Source organism: Curtobacterium sp. MCBA15_009 (assembly GCF_001864895.1).
Lineage (GTDB): Bacteria > Actinomycetota > Actinomycetes > Actinomycetales > Microbacteriaceae > Curtobacterium.
The window spans coordinates 24,961-40,367 of the sequence record NZ_MJGO01000009.1 but is presented as its reverse complement, the minus strand read 5'-3'; the positions used below and the strand labels follow the sequence as shown (position 1 = coordinate 40,367).

The 15,407-nt window shown below is 71.6% G+C and carries 16 protein-coding genes; 3 read left to right on the top strand and 13 right to left on the bottom strand.

Features of this window, described 5'->3' with window-relative positions; translation table 11 throughout:
- Positions 1 to 51: 51 nt before the first annotated feature.
- The 9 genes from BIU97_RS03765 to BIU97_RS03725 form a co-directional block, all read right to left on the bottom strand.
- Complete coding sequence (locus tag BIU97_RS03765; RefSeq protein ID WP_071257672.1) at positions 52 to 276, bottom strand: DUF3046 domain-containing protein; 225 nt, start codon at positions 274 to 276, stop codon at positions 52 to 54.
- 85 nt (positions 277 to 361) lie between these two features.
- Positions 362 to 670, bottom strand: coding sequence for a helix-turn-helix domain-containing protein (locus BIU97_RS03760; protein ID WP_027464765.1), 309 nt, complete (start codon positions 668 to 670; stop codon positions 362 to 364).
- Positions 671 to 824: 154 nt separating this feature from the next.
- On the bottom strand, positions 825 to 1,340 hold the full coding sequence (locus BIU97_RS03755; protein ID WP_071257819.1) for a CinA family protein: 516 nt from the start codon (positions 1,338 to 1,340) through the stop codon (positions 825 to 827).
- Positions 1,341 to 1,366: 26 nt separating this feature from the next.
- A complete protein-coding gene (gene pgsA / locus BIU97_RS03750) occupies positions 1,367 to 2,011 on the bottom strand; it encodes a CDP-diacylglycerol--glycerol-3-phosphate 3-phosphatidyltransferase (protein ID WP_071257812.1) in 645 nt (214 codons plus the stop codon).
- A gap of 5 nt (positions 2,012 to 2,016) precedes the next feature.
- Complete coding sequence (locus tag BIU97_RS03745; RefSeq protein WP_071297111.1) at positions 2,017 to 4,956, bottom strand: FtsK/SpoIIIE family DNA translocase; 2,940 nt, start codon at positions 4,954 to 4,956, stop codon at positions 2,017 to 2,019.
- Positions 4,957 to 5,057: 101 nt separating this feature from the next.
- Positions 5,058 to 6,734, bottom strand: coding sequence for a ribonuclease J (locus BIU97_RS03740; protein ID WP_071297110.1), 1,677 nt, complete (start codon positions 6,732 to 6,734; stop codon positions 5,058 to 5,060).
- Positions 6,735 to 6,783: 49 nt separating this feature from the next.
- On the bottom strand, positions 6,784 to 7,761 hold the full coding sequence (gene dapA / locus BIU97_RS03735) for a 4-hydroxy-tetrahydrodipicolinate synthase (protein ID WP_071257810.1): 978 nt from the start codon (positions 7,759 to 7,761) through the stop codon (positions 6,784 to 6,786).
- Between the two features lie 196 nt (positions 7,762 to 7,957).
- Positions 7,958 to 8,488, bottom strand: a complete 531-nt coding sequence (locus BIU97_RS03730) for a dihydrofolate reductase (RefSeq protein WP_071297109.1) — start codon at positions 8,486 to 8,488, stop codon at positions 7,958 to 7,960.
- On the bottom strand, positions 8,488 to 9,318 hold the full coding sequence (locus BIU97_RS03725) for a thymidylate synthase (protein WP_254782876.1): 831 nt from the start codon (positions 9,316 to 9,318) through the stop codon (positions 8,488 to 8,490). The genes BIU97_RS03730 and BIU97_RS03725 overlap by 1 nt, the downstream gene beginning before the upstream one ends.
- A 38-nt stretch (positions 9,319 to 9,356) precedes the next feature.
- Between BIU97_RS03725 and BIU97_RS03720 the strand changes: the two genes are divergently transcribed.
- Positions 9,357 to 10,277, top strand: a complete 921-nt coding sequence (locus BIU97_RS03720; RefSeq protein ID WP_071297108.1) for a TIGR01777 family oxidoreductase — start codon at positions 9,357 to 9,359, stop codon at positions 10,275 to 10,277.
- 94 nt (positions 10,278 to 10,371) lie between these two features.
- On the opposite strand, the gene BIU97_RS03715 is transcribed toward BIU97_RS03720, so the two are convergent.
- Both BIU97_RS03715 and dapB read right to left on the bottom strand, forming a co-directional pair.
- Positions 10,372 to 10,833, bottom strand: a complete 462-nt coding sequence (locus BIU97_RS03715) for a hypothetical protein (RefSeq protein WP_368073079.1) — start codon at positions 10,831 to 10,833, stop codon at positions 10,372 to 10,374.
- Positions 10,834 to 10,842: 9 nt separating this feature from the next.
- Entirely contained in the window at positions 10,843 to 11,589 is a 747-nt protein-coding gene (gene dapB, locus BIU97_RS03710; RefSeq protein ID WP_071297114.1) for a 4-hydroxy-tetrahydrodipicolinate reductase, read from the bottom strand.
- A gap of 23 nt (positions 11,590 to 11,612) precedes the next feature.
- On the opposite strand from dapB, the gene BIU97_RS03705 reads away from it, so the two are divergent.
- Positions 11,613 to 12,107, top strand: a complete 495-nt coding sequence (locus tag BIU97_RS03705; RefSeq protein ID WP_071257644.1) for a GNAT family N-acetyltransferase — start codon at positions 11,613 to 11,615, stop codon at positions 12,105 to 12,107.
- Between the two features lie 48 nt (positions 12,108 to 12,155).
- Here BIU97_RS03705 and BIU97_RS03700 read toward each other — a convergent pair whose 3' ends face one another.
- Positions 12,156 to 12,758: a histidine phosphatase family protein gene (locus BIU97_RS03700; RefSeq protein ID WP_071257634.1), complete on the bottom strand. Its 603-nt coding sequence runs from the start codon at positions 12,756 to 12,758 to the stop codon at positions 12,156 to 12,158.
- Positions 12,759 to 12,766: 8 nt separating this feature from the next.
- A complete protein-coding gene (locus tag BIU97_RS03695) occupies positions 12,767 to 14,101 on the bottom strand; it encodes a M16 family metallopeptidase (RefSeq protein WP_071257631.1) in 1,335 nt (444 codons plus the stop codon).
- A gap of 251 nt (positions 14,102 to 14,352) precedes the next feature.
- Between BIU97_RS03695 and BIU97_RS03690 the strand changes: the two genes are divergently transcribed.
- Positions 14,353 to 15,000: a TetR/AcrR family transcriptional regulator gene (locus BIU97_RS03690; RefSeq protein WP_175472099.1), complete on the top strand. Its 648-nt coding sequence runs from the start codon at positions 14,353 to 14,355 to the stop codon at positions 14,998 to 15,000.
- Positions 15,001 to 15,407: the final 407 nt, after the last annotated feature.

Sequence of the window (15,407 nt, the reverse complement as noted above, 5' to 3'; positions counted from 1 at the left end):
ATCGAACACGCGTTCGAGCAACACGCCGAACGGATGTTCGGTCAGGATCGATCAGTCGTGGGGTTCCGCGAGGCCCTTGCCGTGCCGCCGCTCCATCGGGACGTCCTGCGAGTCGCAGAGCGCGTCCCACACGCGTCGGGCGTCGACCCCGGCGCGGAGCGCGTCGACGGCGGAGCGCCCGCCGAGCTCCTCGAGCACGACGTCCCGGGTGACCACGGACCCGTACGCGTCCCCGAACACCTGCTCGACGGCTCGCCAGAACTCACTCACACGCATCCGTCAAGCCTAGGCGCGCCCGCCGACGCCCGGACGCAGAACGCCCCCGCCGGCGGGGCCGGTGGGGGCGTTCGGTGCGGTGCGGTCAGCGGACCGCGAGGTCGTTGTCGAACTCGGCGACGAGGTCGTCCGGGAGCGTGTCGGGGACGGGGGTGAGTCCCTCGACGATCGCGAGGCGGTCGCCCACCTCGCGCATGATCGTGGAGATGGGAGTGTCCAGCGCGTCCGCGACGGACGCGAGGATCTCCGAGCTGGCCTCTTTCTGACCACGCTCGACCTCACTGAGGTACCCGAGGGCAACGCTGGCCTTGGACGCGACCTGTCGGAGGGTCCGGCCCTTCTGCAAGCGGAAGTCCCGAAGCACATCGCCGATTTCCTGACGAACGAGAACCATGAGAACTCCTCCTTCCTGTCGTCTCCGCGCCCGCTCGATCCGGTGGATCGAGTTCGGGTTCAGCAACAGTAGCGTTGCCGGTTCGAGCATGCTAACCAGGCTGGCTGCCGTCCTGCTGGAGATTGCGTGAGATGTAACCCGGTGGAAACGGGACCTATTCCCGGCCCCGGACCTCGGACGACATCCGTGTCAGGAGTTCGGAGACGGTCGCCGTGCGGATTGCCCCGCGGTCCCCGTCGAGGTGGAGTTCCCAGGCGGTGGCGGAGCCGGCGGTCGCGATCCCGATGAACACCGTGCCGACGGCCTTGCCGTCCTGCGGGTCGGGCCCCGCGACCCCGGTCGTGCTGATCCCCCACGTGGCGGGTTCGCCGTCGACACTGAGCGCGGTGCGCACCCCGGCCGCCATCTGGCGCGCGACCTCCGGGTCGACGGCACCGTTGGCCGCCAGCAGCTCGGCCGAGACCCCGAGCACGGTGTGCTTCACGGGGGTCGCGTAGGCCACGACTCCCCCGCGCACGACGGCGCTCGCCCCCGGTACGCCGACGAGCGTCGAGACGACGAGTCCGCCGGTGAGCGACTCCGCCACGGCGACCGTCGCACCGCGACCGGTCAGGTCGGCGACGAGCTGCCGCGCGATCGCCTCGAGCGATCCCTGCTGGTCGGGAGGCACGACACCCGTCACCCCGTCGGCCTGCGTCACGCGGTGGTCCGGTTGTGCTTCCACGCCTGGTACAGGTAATCGATGCCGCTCAGGACCGTCGCGAGCAGGGCGGCGGTCATGAGGATGCCGTTGACCCAGTGCGCCCAGTCCCCGGCGAGGTTCCACCACGGGAACAGCGCCGCCGTCAGCGCCACGGCCTGCAGCACGGTCTTGATCTTCCCGCCGCGGCTGGCCGGGATCACCCGGTCGGACAGCACCGCGAACCGGAAGACCGTGATGCCGATCTCGCGCACCATGATGAGGACGGTCACGTACCAGGGCAGTTCGTGCAGGATCGACAGCGCGACGAGGGCCCCGCCGATGAGCACCTTGTCGGCGATCGGGTCGACGAGCTTGCCGAAGTCGGTGACGAGGTCCTGACGCCGGGCGATGATCCCGTCGGCGCTGTCGGTGACGATGGCCACGACGAACACCACGGCGGCCCAGATGCGCAGGGATCCGTCGGCGCCGCCGTCGGTGAGCAGCAGCACGAAGAACAGCGGTGCCATGAGGATGCGCACCACGGTGATGATGTTCGCGACGTTCGCCGTCGAGGCGGGACCGGGCCCCTTGCGGAGCAGTCGCCCGCGCCAGGGGAACTTCGCGCCGTGTGTCGTGTCCGTGCCGTCCGAGGCGGTCATCGCCTTCACTCCCTGCCCGTCAGTCCCCACGCGTCCTCATCGGGCTCGTCGTGCACTTCATCGTACCCGCGGGTCATGTCGCCCACGGGGTCGGCGCCGTAGCGGTCGCCGTCGTCGCTCGGTCCGGGCACGGGGGCCGCGGGCGCCGCGGCAGCGGGCGGCTCCTCGCCGCGGAGCTTCGCGAGGACCGCGGGCAGCTGGTCCGCGGTGACGAGGACGTCGCGCGCCTTCGACCCCTCGGACGGCCCGACGATGTCGCGGGACTCCATCAGGTCCATGAGGCGCCCGGCCTTCGCGAAGCCGACGCGGAGCTTGCGCTGCAGCATCGACGTCGAGCCGAACTGGGTGGAGACGACCTGCTCCACGGCCGCGAGCAGCAGCTCGAGGTCGTCGCCGATGTCGGCGTCGATCTCCTTGCGCTCGACGACCGCCTGGACGTCCTGTCGGTACTCGGGTTGGGCCTGCCGGGTGACGTGCTGGACGACCTCGGCGACCTCGCCCTCCTGCACCCAGGCGCCCTGCACGCGCAGGGACTTCGACGACCCCATCGGCAGGAACAGCGCGTCGCCCTGGCCGATGAGCTTGTCGGCGCCGGGCTGATCGAGGATGACCCGCGAGTCCGTGACGCTCGTCACCGCGAACGCGATGCGCGACGGCACGTTCGCCTTGATGAGACCGGTGATGACGTCGACCGAGGGGCGCTGCGTCGCGAGCACGAGGTGGATGCCGGCCGCGCGGGCCAGCTGGGTGATGCGGACGATCGACTCCTCGACGTCGCGCGGGGCGACGAGCATGAGGTCGGCGAGCTCGTCGACCACGACGAGCAGGTACGGGTACGGCTTGAGCTTCCGCTCGCTGCCGGCGGGCAGGACGATCTCGTTGTCCTCGATCGCCTTGTTGAAGTCGTCGACGTGACGGAACCCGAACGACGCCAGGTCGTCGTACCGCATGTCCATCTCCTTCACGACCCACTGCAGCGCCTCGGCTGCCTTCTTCGGGTTCGTGATGATGGGCGTGATGAGGTGCGGGACACCGGCGTAGATCGACAGCTCGACGCGCTTCGGGTCGACCAGGACCATGCGGACCTCGGACGGCTTCGCGCGCATGAGCAGCGAGGTGATCATCGAGTTGATGAACACGGACTTGCCGGAACCGGTGGAACCGGCGACGAGCAGGTGGGGCATCTTCGCCAGGTTCGCGACGACGAAGCCGCCCTCGACGTCCTTGCCGACGCCGATCGTCATCGGGTGCTTCGACTTGCGTGCGGCGTTCGAGCGCAGCACGTCGCCGAGGGACACGATCTCGCGGTCGGTGTTCGGGATCTCGACGCCGATCGCGCTCTTGCCCGGGATCGGCGACAGGATGCGGACCTCGTTCGACGCCACCGCGTACGACAGGTTCTTCGACAGCGCCGTGACGCGCTCGACCTTGACGCCCGGGCCGAGCTCGATCTCGTAGCGGGTGACCGTCGGCCCGCGGGAGAACCCGGTGACCTTCGCGTCGACCTTGAACTCGGTGAGCACGCCCGTGATCGCGGCGACGATGTCGTCGTTCGCCTGGCTGCGCGCCACGGACGGGGTGCCCGAGCTCAGGGTGGTGGCGGCCGGCAGACGGTACGGCTTCGACGGGTCGTCGTCGGACGCCGCGGCGGAGAGCTCGGCCGGTTCGTCGGTCGGCTCGTCGAGCGGCTCCTCGATGGCCTCGGGCACCGCCGGGCGGATCGCGGCCGTCGGCTCCGGGCGCGCGGGCACGTCGGTGCCGAGGTCGCGCAGGGCCTGTTCGGCGTCCTGCAGGTCCTGCTCGACGGAGTCGTTGAGGTTCACCGAGCCGGGCTCGGCGGGGGTGAGGTCGACCAGCCCGGCTGCGGCGCCGGCGTTCGGGCTGACGGACGGCGCGGCTGCGGCCGGAGCGGGGGTTGCGGCAGGTGCGGGTGCGGCGGCGGCGGCGGGTGCCGGCGTTGCGACACCGGTCGCTGCCGGGGGCAGCACGGGGCTGTCGTAGGCCGGGTCCTCTTCGCGCCCGGACTTGTTCCGGCGCCACCAGGGCACCGTCTCGCCGCCCTCGCCGTCGCCGTCGGCCTCGGCGGCGGGCTGCTCGTCCGCGAAACCGAGGTCGTCGAACAGCTGGAAGTCGGTGTCGCCCTTCTTGCCGCGCTTCGTCGCCCGCGCCCGGGGAGCGGGCGCCTCGGCGACCTCGGCCTCGGGTTCGGCGGCCGGAGCCGGCGCCCCGAACAGGTACGCGTACAGCTCGTGCAGGCGACGACCGGTCTTGTTCGGCGGGGTCTTCGTGATGATGAACAGGGAGAGCACGAGCAGCAGGACGGCCACCGGCACCGCGACCCACGCGGTCGCGATCGCCACGAGCCAGCCGATGACGACCCAGCCGAGCACGCCGCCGGCGGCGGCCAGGGCGGGCATGCCGTCCGCCGCGCTCGGCTGCCCGCCGAAGACGTGGCAGAGCGATGCGATCGAGACGAGCAGCAGGCCGAGCCCGATGCCGATCCGCGTGTTGTCGTGCACCGACGCGGGGTGCCGGAACAACCACCCGGCGAACACGACCATGATGACCGGCAGCGCGAACGCCAACCGGCCGAACAGGCCGCCGAACGTGTAGGCGTCGAGCGCGATCGAGACGTCGTTCGTCGGGTTGAGCCACTCGACCACGGCCCCGGCGATCGCGAGCACGAACAGCAGGAACGGGAACCCGTCACGCCGCTGGTCCTTCTCCAACGTCTCCTTGCCGAGCAGGCGGAACATCGCCCCGACGCCGTGCGCCATGGCGAGCCAGGCCGTCACGAGCGGGTTCTGCTCGCGGAAGACCGGGGACGGTGCGGCCTGCGGCAGCTTCTTCGTCGTGGCCTGGGTGCGCGACGAACCGCGCGTCCCGTTGCCACGGGACGACGTGGACGCGCGCGAGCGCGTGGTCGACTTGGTGCCTCCGGCCATGGGCAGGAGCCTAATCCCCACCCGGGACAAAGCGAGGAAGGCCCGCCGCAGCGTCCTGACGGACGCTGGACGGGCCTCCCGGCCGATCACGACGGACCGCGCTACGCCTCGATGACCACCGGGACGATCATCGGACGGCGGCGGTGCTTCGTGTTCACCCAGCGGCCGACGGTGCGACGGACGACCTGCGCGAACGCGTGCGAGTCGCGCGTGCCGTTGGCGGCCGCTTCGGACAGCGCCTTGGCGATCTGCGGGCGGACGTCGTCGAAGACGGCGTCGGTCTCGGCGAAGCCGCGCGACTGGATCTCCGGGCCGACCACGCACTGGCCGGTCGTGAAGTCCACCGCGGCGAAGATCGAGATGAAGCCCTCCTCCGCCAGGACACGACGGTCCTTGAGGTCGGCGTCGGTGATCTCGCCGACGGTGGAGCCGTCGACGTAGACGTAGCCGATGTCGAGCTGGCCGGCGACGGTCGCGACGCCGTCCTTCAGGTCGACGACGATGCCGTCCTGCCCGAGGATCACGTTGCGCGGCGGCACACCCGTCTGGATCGCCAGGTCGGCGTTCGCGTACAGGTGGCGGTGCTCGCCGTGCACGGGGAGCACGTTGCGCGGACGCAGGATGTTGTAGCAGTAGAGCAGCTCGCCGGCGGAGGCGTGTCCGGAGACGTGCACCTTCGCGTTGCCCTTGTGCACGACCTTCGCGCCGAGCTTGGTGAGCCCGTCGATGACGCGGTACACGGCGTTCTCGTTGCCCGGGATGAGGCTCGACGCGAGGATGACGGTGTCGCCCTCGCCGATCTCGATCTGGTGCTCGAGGTTCGCCATGCGCGCCAGGACGGCCATCGGCTCGCCCTGCGACCCCGTCGACATGTAGACGATCTGGTCGTCGGGGACGTTCTTCGCCTTCTTCGTGTCGATGAGCACGTTCTCCGGCACCCGCAGGTACCCGAGCTCGGCGGCGATCGTCATGTTGCGGATCATCGAGCGGCCCATGAACGCGACCTTGCGGTTCGCGGCCGCGGCGGCGTCGAGGACCTGCTGCACGCGGTGCACGTGCGACGAGAAGCTCGCCACGACGACCTTCTTGCGGGCGCGCGTGATGATGTTCTCGAGCACCGGACCGATGTCGCGCTCCGGGGCGGTGAAGCCCGGCACGTCGGCGTTGGTGGAGTCCGGCAGGAACAGGTCGACGCCCTGCTCGCCGAGCCGCGCGAAGGCACGGAGGTCGGTGATCCGGTCGTCCAGCGGGAGCTGGTCCATCTTGAAGTCGCCCGTGTGCAGGACACGACCGGCGGGGGTCGTGATCGCGACGGCCAGGGCGTCCGGGATGGAGTGGTTCACGGCCACGAACTCGAGGTGGAACGGACCCATCTGCTCGGTCTGGTCCTCCTGCACGACGAGTGTGTAGGGCTTGATCCGGTGTTCCTTGAGCTTGGCCTCGACGAGGGCGAGGGTCAGCGTGGAGCCGATCAGCGGGATGTCGTCGCGCAGCTTGAGCAGGTACGGGACGGCGCCGATGTGGTCCTCGTGGCCGTGCGTGAGCACGACGCCGAGCACGTCGTCCAGGCGGTCCCGGATCGGCGCGAAGTCGGGGAGGATGAGGTCGACACCGGGCTGGTGCTCCTCGGGGAACAGCACGCCGGCGTCGACGATGAGCAGCTTGCCCTCGTACTCGTAGACGGTCATGTTGCGACCGATCTCGCCGAGACCCCCGACGGGGATCACGCGGAGGGTGCCGTTCTCGAGCGGCTGCGGTGTGGAGACTTGTGTGGGCATTCGGTCCTACGGATTCAGGCGACGCGCGTGCTGCGCGCCGCGGTGTTCGCTAGCGGGTGGTGCCTGGCACCTTTGGCAGTGCGCCGCCGGCCGCTGCGTTGCGGTCGGGGCGGAAGTTCGAGAAGTCGGCACCGGGCACGTCGCGCACGGCTTCGAGCGAGGTCTCGATGGCGTACGCCTCGGAGTCCTCGGGGCCGACGAGCGGCAGTCGGACGCGCGGGCTGCCGATGCGGCCGAGCCCGTGCAGGATGTACTTCGCCGCCACGGTACCGGGCACGTGCGTCATCACGGCGCGGACGAGCGGCTCGACACGCTTGTGCTCGGCCGTCGCCGTCGCCAGGTCGCCGGCGTTCACGGCGTCGACGATCGTGCGGTACGGCCGGCTCGTGATGTTCGCCGTCACACCGATCAGACCCGTCGCGCCGATGGACAGGTGCGGGAGCACGTTCGTGTCGTCGCCGGAGAAGTACATGAGGTCGGTGTTGTTGAGCACGCGGGACACCTCGGCGAAGTCGCCCTTGGCGTCCTTCACCGCGAGGATGTTCGGGTGCTTCGAGGCACGCACGATCGTCTCGTACGTGATCGGGATGCCCGTGCGGCCGGGGATGTCGTACAGGATCACCGGCAGGTCGGTGGCGTCCGCGATCATCCGGAAGTGGGTCAGCACGCCCGCCTGTGTCGGCTTGTTGTAGTACGGCGTGACGATCATGACGCCGTCGGCGCCGGCCCGCTCGCTCTGCTTGTACAGGTGGATCGCGTGCGCGGTCTCGTTCGAGCCACCGCCCGTGATGATCTTCGCGCGGCCCGCGGCGACGGACTTGCCGACCTCGACCAGCCGGAGCTTCTCCGGGTCGGTCAGCGTGCTCGTCTCACCGGTCGTCCCGGTGACGACGATGCCGTCGGCACCGGCGCTGATGCAGTCGTCGATGTGCTGCTCGACGCCGGGCCAGTCGACCTCGCCGTCCGCGGTGAACGGGGTCACGAGGGCGACGAGGACCTGACCGAAGGGATTCTCACGCGGGGACACGGGCACCAGCGTACCGGGGTCGGGCGCGAAGGCCGCCGTCCGGGTGGACGGTCCCCGCTCCGGGAGGCGCGGCTCGCCCCCGCCCCGCCGGTTCCCCGGTCGGGAACCAGGTTCCGGACACAGCACCACGGAAACGCGCGGTGTGGTGTCCGGAACCTGGTTCCGCCGACGGCCGCGCGCGGCACGGCGGCACGCGCTACGCGCGGCGGCGCCACTCCAGGAAACGGAAGCGCGTGCCGTCGACGCGGGACTCCTGCCACGGGCCCTCGTCGACGAGCGACCAGCCGGCGGCCCCGTCGAGCGACGGCGCGACGGTGTCGCCCGGCACGTCCACGTCGATGACGGTCTCCGAGACCCGGTCGGCCAGGTCGAGCGCCGCCGCGTAGACCTGGCCGCCGCCGATGACCCACACCGAGCCGCCGGAGCCGTCCGAACCGCCGGAGCCGCCGGGGCCGTCGAGCGCCGCGCGCAGGTCGTGCACGACCTCGGCGCCGTCGGCCCGCCACGAAGGGTCCCGCGTCAGCACGACGTTGCGGCGTCCTGGCAGCGGCCGGAACCGTGACGGCAGGGACTCCCACGTGCGGCGCCCCATCACCACGGTCGCGTCCCCGGTGACCTGCCGGAAGTGCGCGAGGTCCTCGGGGACGTGCCAGGGCATCCCGCCGTCCGCGCCGATCACGCCGGCGGTGGACCGCGCCCAGACCATGCCGACCCGGTCGGCTGCCATCAGACGGCGACCGCGGCCGAGATCGCCGGGTGGTGGTGGTAGCCGACGACGGTGAAGTCCTCGTACTCGTAGTCGTCGATCGAGTCGCGCGGGGCGAGCTCGAGCGTCGGGAGCGCGTACGCGGTGCGGGACAGCTGCTCCTCGACCTGCTCGACGTGGTTGTCGTAGACGTGGCAGTCGCCACCGGTCCACACGAAGTCGCCGACCTCGAGTCCGGTCTGCGCGGCGATCATGTGCGTGAGCAGCGCGTACGAGGCGATGTTGAACGGCACCCCGAGGAACATGTCCGCACTGCGCTGGTAGAGCTGGCACGACAGCTTGCCGTCGACCACGTAGAACTGGAAGAACGCGTGGCAGGGGGCGAGCGCCATGTCCGGCACGTCCGCGACGTTCCACGCGGACACGATGAGTCGGCGGCTGTCCGGGTTCGTGCGGATCTGGTCGATGACCTGGGCGATCTGGTCGACGTGCTCCCCCGACGGCGTCGGCCACGAGCGCCACTGCACGCCGTAGACCGGCCCGAGGTCGCCGTCGGCGTCGGCCCACTCGTTCCAGATGCGGACGCCGTGCTCCTGCAGCCAGGTGGCGTTGCCGTCGCCGCGCAGGAACCACAGGAGCTCGTAGGCGATCGACTTGAAGTGCACCCGCTTCGTGGTGACGAGCGGGAAGCCCTGCGACAGGTCGTAACGGAGTTGGGCGCCGAACAGGCTGCGGGTCCCGGTGCCAGTGCGGTCGCCCTTCGGGGTGCCCTCGGTCAGGACACGGCGGAGCAGGTCCTCGTAGGGCGTCGGCACGGTGGGGTCGGGCTGCACGGTCTCGCTGTCGCTCACACACAGAAGACTACGTCGGCGTGAGTAGCGTTGCGGGCATGGCAGACACGGCGGTAGCACCGCTCTCGATCCTCGTCGCCGGCGCTTCCGGCTTCATCGGCACCCCGCTCGTGCACGCGCTGCGCGAGGCGGGCCACGACGTGACGACGCTCGTCCGGCGCGAGCCCCGCACCGCGGCCGAGTTCCGGTGGGCGCCCGGGCGGCGGCCGCTCGACCCCGCGGTGCTCGACGGTGCCGACGTCGTCATCAACCTGGCCGGTGCGAACATCGGCAAGCTGCCCTGGACGGACGCGTACCGCGACGAGATCCGCCGGTCGCGGGTCGACGCCACGGACACCCTGGTCGAGGCGATGCGCCACGCCGCCGTCCCGCCGGCGCTGTTCCTGTCCGGTTCGGCCTCGGGTGTGTACGGCGACCGCCCCGCCGACGCCCTGCACGACGACGCGGCCCCCGGCACCGGCTTCCTCGCCGACGTCTGCACCGCGTGGGAGGCCGCCGCGAACGCCGCCCCCGACGGCGTCCGCGTGGTCACCCTGCGCACCGGCATCGTCGTCGGCCAGGGCGGCGGCGCGCTCGCACCGCTCGTCCCCCTGACGAAGGCCGGCCTGGGCGGTCGGCTCGGCACCGGGGGCCAGTTCTGGCCCTGGATCGCCCTCGAGGACGAGGTCGGCGCGATCGTGCACCTCGCGACGAGCCCCGCGGCCGCCGGGGTCACCGGACCGGTCAACCTCGCTGGCCCGGACGCCGCCGTCGCCGACCGCTTGACGAAGCGCGTCGCCGAGGACCTGCACCGCCCGTACCTGTTCCACGTCCCCGCCTTCGCCCTGCGGTTCGCGCTCCGCGACGCCGCGGACGACATGCTCCTGTCGAGCCAGCAGATGGTGCCGACGAAGCTGCTCGACTCCGGCTACGCGTTCCGGTACGCGCGCGCCGAGGACGCCGTCGACGCCGCCTTCTGACGGCCGGGAGGCCCGCCCCGCGTGCCCCGCGCGACCCCGCTGACCGGGTCGGTCGGCTCCACTGCACCGCTCCGGACGGTGCGGCGTCGTGCGCTCAGGACGCGGTCGCCCGGGACCGCGCGAGCGCTTCGCGCATCGCGGCCCGGGCTCGTTTCCGGTCGCCGGCGGCGTCGTAGACCACGCCGAGCCGGTACCAGCCGCGCCAGTCGCCCGGGTCGGACTCCACCGCCGCCTTGTACCGCGGGAAGACCTCGTCGGCGGCCTGCCGCGTCGGACGGCCGGAGGGGCGGACCACGACGACGTCGTCGGGGGTCCCACCCTCGCGTTCGAGCCGCGCGCCGAGCCGGGTGATGCGGACACCGAAGCGCACCTCGAGCACGAGCAGCAGGGCGCCGACGGCCGCGACGACGAACAGCGCGACGCCGATCGCGATGCCGATCGGCACACCGGTCGCCACGAACGCGACGGCACGCTGCCCGACGAGCCCGATGTAGAGCGCCAGCAGGAGGGTCATCAGCGCCGCGCCCCAGAAAGGCGAACGGACGGTGCGGAGCACGGCGGTCGCCTAGCCGATGCCGAGCACGCTGCCGAGGCCGACCGTCAGCCCGCGCGCGGCCCCGACGGCACCGAGCGCCGCCCGGATGCCGGCGACGTAGGCGACGTCGTCGTTCGTGTCGTGCCGGATCGTCAGGGTCTCGCCGGGACCGCTCAGCAGGACGTCCTGCACGGCCTTCACCCCGGGCAGTCGGAGCGAGTGGATCGGCACGCTGGCGACCTGCTGCCCGCGGGCACGCTGGTCGACGTGCGGGGCGTCGACCGGGCCGACGTCGCGGCGGGCGTCGGCGACGAGCTCGGCCGTGCGGACCGCGGTGCCCGAGGGCGAGTCGATCTTGCCGGCGTGGTGCGTCTCGATGATCTCGACCGCGGGGAACCACGGCGCGGCGATCGTCGCCAGGTGCGTGCCGAGCACGGAGCCGATGGAGAAGTTCGGGACGACGAGGACCCCCTGCTCCGGGCGGTCCTGCAGCCCCGAGCGGAGTGTCGCCAGCCGGTCGGCGGACCAGCCGGAGGTGCCGACGAGCACGTTCGCGCCGCTCGACAGCGCGTTCTCGACGATCGCGGGGCTGAGCGCGGGCACCGTCACGTCGACGACGACGCGGGCGCCCGCGAAGACCTGCGGGTCGGCCTCGTGCGCGCCGTCCTTCGAGGACAGGCTCGCGACGAGCTCGAGCTCGGGGAGTTCCTGGACCACGGCGGCCACGAGACCCCCGAGACGACCGGTGGCGCCGACGACGGCGACGGGAGTGACCATGCGCTCCATCCTAGGATCGACCCATGTCAGTCGAGGTCAGGACCGTGCCGGCCGATCTGCCCGAGGTCGACGTGCTGTTGGACGCGTACCTGGACGAGCGCGAGGCGACGTTCCCGAGCGCGCAGGGCGCCTACTCGCGGAAGCGCACCCCGGCGGCCGAGTTCACGCCGCCGAACGGGGTCTTCGCGGTCGCGTACGACGCGGACGGCACCGCGGTCGGGTGCGGCGGGCTCCGACGCATCGCGGACGGGACCGGCGACGCGGGCGCGGTCGACGTGCGCTTCGAGGTGAAGCACGTCTTCGTCACCCCGGCCGGTCGCGGGCAGGGTGTCGCCACCGCGGTGATGGACGTGCTCGAGCGCGCCGGCGCCGGCCTCGGCGCGACGAGCATCGTGCTCGACACGAACGACTCGCTCGTGGCAGCGGGCGCGATGTACCGCGGACGCGGCTACCGACGCGTCGAGCCGTTCAACGCGAACCCGAACGCGACCGCCTGGTACCGCAAGCCGATCGCCTGAGCCGGACCGGGCCTCCCGACCGGAACGCGAGTCCCGGACCGTCGGCCGCTAGACGGGCTGGTCCACCGGCAGCCCGGTGCGGAGCTCCACCGGCAGGTGGGCCAGGTCGTTGAGCGTGACCACCTCGGCCGGCTTGGCCGACCGGATCCGGATGATGGTGAGCGCGGTGTGCGCGACGTTCGTGCCCATCCAGCGCCACTCGGGGGCCTGGAACGCCTCGCGGACGAACCAGCCGATGACGGCGTTGTGCGTGATGAGCAGGTCGTGCCGGTCCTCGCGCGCCGGGGTGAACCACTCGGCCACGGCGTCACCCATCTGGGCCTGGCCGGCGACGATCTCCTCTTCCGTGATGCCGCCGTACCAGCCCTGGTACGCGTGCGGCATGTCCGGGGTCGGACCGGAGGGGATGCAGTCGAAGAGCAGCGTCGACGGCTCCGGCTGGATCGAGGGCAGTCGCTGCGCCAGGAACGCGGCGGTCTCGCTCGGGGCCTCGAGCGGCGAGTGGTACACGCCGTCGAAGGGCACGCCGCCGAGCCGATCGGCCACCAACATCGCCTGACGCTTGCCGCGCTCCGAGAGCTTGCCGTCGCGCAGGCCGTGCTCGGCGTCCTGGTGCTCACCGTGCCGGACGAGGTACAGGTAGTGCGACATGTCGATGCTCAGCTGCCGATCCCGATCGCGGCCGCGAGCTCGTCCTGCTGCACGGCGCCGACGACCGAGGTGATCGTCGGACGGGTGAGCAGGTCGCGCGAGAGCTCGAGCACGTCGTCGGTGGTGACGCGGTCGACGCGCTCGAGGGCCGTTGCCAGGTCGGTGTACTCCCCCGTGCCGAGCTCGGACCGGCCGAGGCGGGTCATGCGGGCGTCGGAGTCCTCGAGCGAGAGCGTCAGCGCGCCCTCGATCTGGCCCTTGGCGCGCCGGAGCTCGTCGGCCGTGATGCCGTGGTCGACCATCCGGCGGAACTCGGCGTCGACGATGTCGATCACGCCGGGGACGTTGTCGGGCGCGCAGCCGGCGTAGACGCCGAACGCGCCGTTGTCGAGGTAGGCGGGTGCGAACGAGGACACCGCGTAGGCGAGCCCGCGACGCTCGCGCACCTCTTGGAAGAGCCGGGAGCTCATCCCGCCGCCGAGCACGGCGTTCAGCACGCTCAGCGCCGGGCGCCGCTCGTCGCGCAGGTCGAGCCCCTGCGAGCCGCGCAGCATGCTCACCTGCTCGGTGGGTCGGTGCACGACCGACAGCTTCGGCTGCACCGGGTCGGCGACGGTCTGCGGCGTGCGACGCGACAGCGGGTCGGCGCGCGGGGCGTCGTGGAACACCTGCCCGACGAGCTCGCACAGGCGGTCGTGGTCGACGGCGCCGGCGGCGGTGACCACGATGCCGTTCGGTGCGTAGTGCTCGCGGTAGTGGGACAGGACCTCGTCACGCCCGACGGCGCGGATGCTGTCCGGGGTGCCGCCGATCGGACGCCCGAGCGGGTGTCCGCCGAACGCCGCGGCGAAGAAGGCCTCGCCCGCCACGTCGGCCGGGTCGTCGGCCGCCATCGCGAGTTCCTCGAGGATGACGCCGCGTTCGACGTCGAAGGCGTCGGGGTCGAGCACGGACGCGGTGACCATGTCGCCGATCACGCCGATGGCCATCGGGACGTCGGTGTCCCGGACCCGGGCGTAGTAGCAGGTGTACTCCTTGGCCGTCGCGGCGTTGTGCTCACCGCCCACGGAGTCGAACGCGATCGCGATGTCGAGCGCCGAGCGGGTCTCGGTGCCCTTGAAGAGCAGGTGTTCGAGGAAGTGCGTCGACCCGAACTGACCGTCGCGTTCGTCGCGCGAACCGACGCCGACCCAGAACCCGATGCTCGTCGAAGCGGCACCCGGCACCGCCTCGGACAGCACGCGGACACCCGACGGCAGCACGGTGCGACGGACGAAGGCCCCGCCGGACGTCAGGAAGGACGTGTCCGGGGCCCCGAGCGGCAGTGGCACTGGCTGGTTCATCGCAGACGAGCCTACTGATCGGCTCGCGGGCCTCGCCCAGTTTGCACAGGCGCGTCGGACGCCACTCGAAGTGGGGTACAGAAAGTGTGGACAGACCGACTCGTCTGTCTGTCCTCCTTGTGCTACAGTTGGGCAAGCCGGATCGGTAGCCCCCCTAGATTCCGATCCGGTGGCTCGGGACATCAGTCCTGCGCGGTCGACGAGTCCCCCCCACTCAGATCGCGGAGCCGATGAGCCCAAGGAGCCACGCTGTGACGGTCGATTCCCCCCAACCGGCCGTCCAGCGTCTCCTTGGCCCGAGCACGAACCTCGCGTCGCCGGACGGGTCGAGCGTCCCCCCGACTCCCCGCTCCGGCGGCGCGAAGGTCCGCATCCTCGAGACCGCCTCGCGACTCTTCTACGAAGAGGGCATCCACAGCGTCGGCGTCGACCGCCTCATCTCCGAGGCCAGCGTCACGAAGGCGACGTTCTACAAGCACTACGGGTCGAAGGACAACCTGATCCTCGCCTACATCCGCGCACAGGACGAGCGCGTGCAGCAGCGGATGGAGTCGTTCACCACGTCGGCCGAGACCCCCGCGGCGGCCGTCCGGGCCTGGGTCACCGCCCTGGCCGACGACGTCAACGACCCCGAGTTCCGCGGTTGCGCCTTCCTGAACGCCGCAGCCGAGTACCACGACCCCCGCGACCCGGTGCGCGAGGTCGTCGCCACCCACCGCGAGTGGTACACCGAGCGCCTCGCGACCCTGCTGCAGGAAGCCGGCCACCCGCTGCCGGGCGACGGCGCCGACGAACTCATGCTCGCCCGCGACGGCGCGATGGCGGGCGCGTACGCCGGCGACGCCATCGCGGCCACGGCCGCCCTGCAGCGCGTGGTCGACCGGGTCCTGGCCGTCTGACGCGTCACCGCCCCGTGCGGGCGGGTCGGGCGTTGACGCGAAAGCGACAGTCTGCCGCCAACAGTTCGCGGCGATTTGTCGCCCTCGCGGCACGAACCGTGCGGCTCCCTGCACGGGTGTCGCTTCCGTAACGCAACGTCGCCCCGCGCTGGTGCGGAGGCTGCCGGGAGGCCCGACCCGGCCCCGCCACGCACCTCACGCTCAGCACACGGTCACGTCCCCACCCCCGAGTCGCCAAAGCGACAAGATCCCGCCAACAGTTCGCGGCGATCTGTCGCCTTCGCGGCACCAACCGCGCAGCTCCCCGCACGGGAGTCGCTTCCGCAGCACAACGCCGCCGCGTGCCCGCCAGCCACGACCGAGAGGCCGGACCCGGCCCCGCCGCGCACCTCCCGCCCGGCGCACGG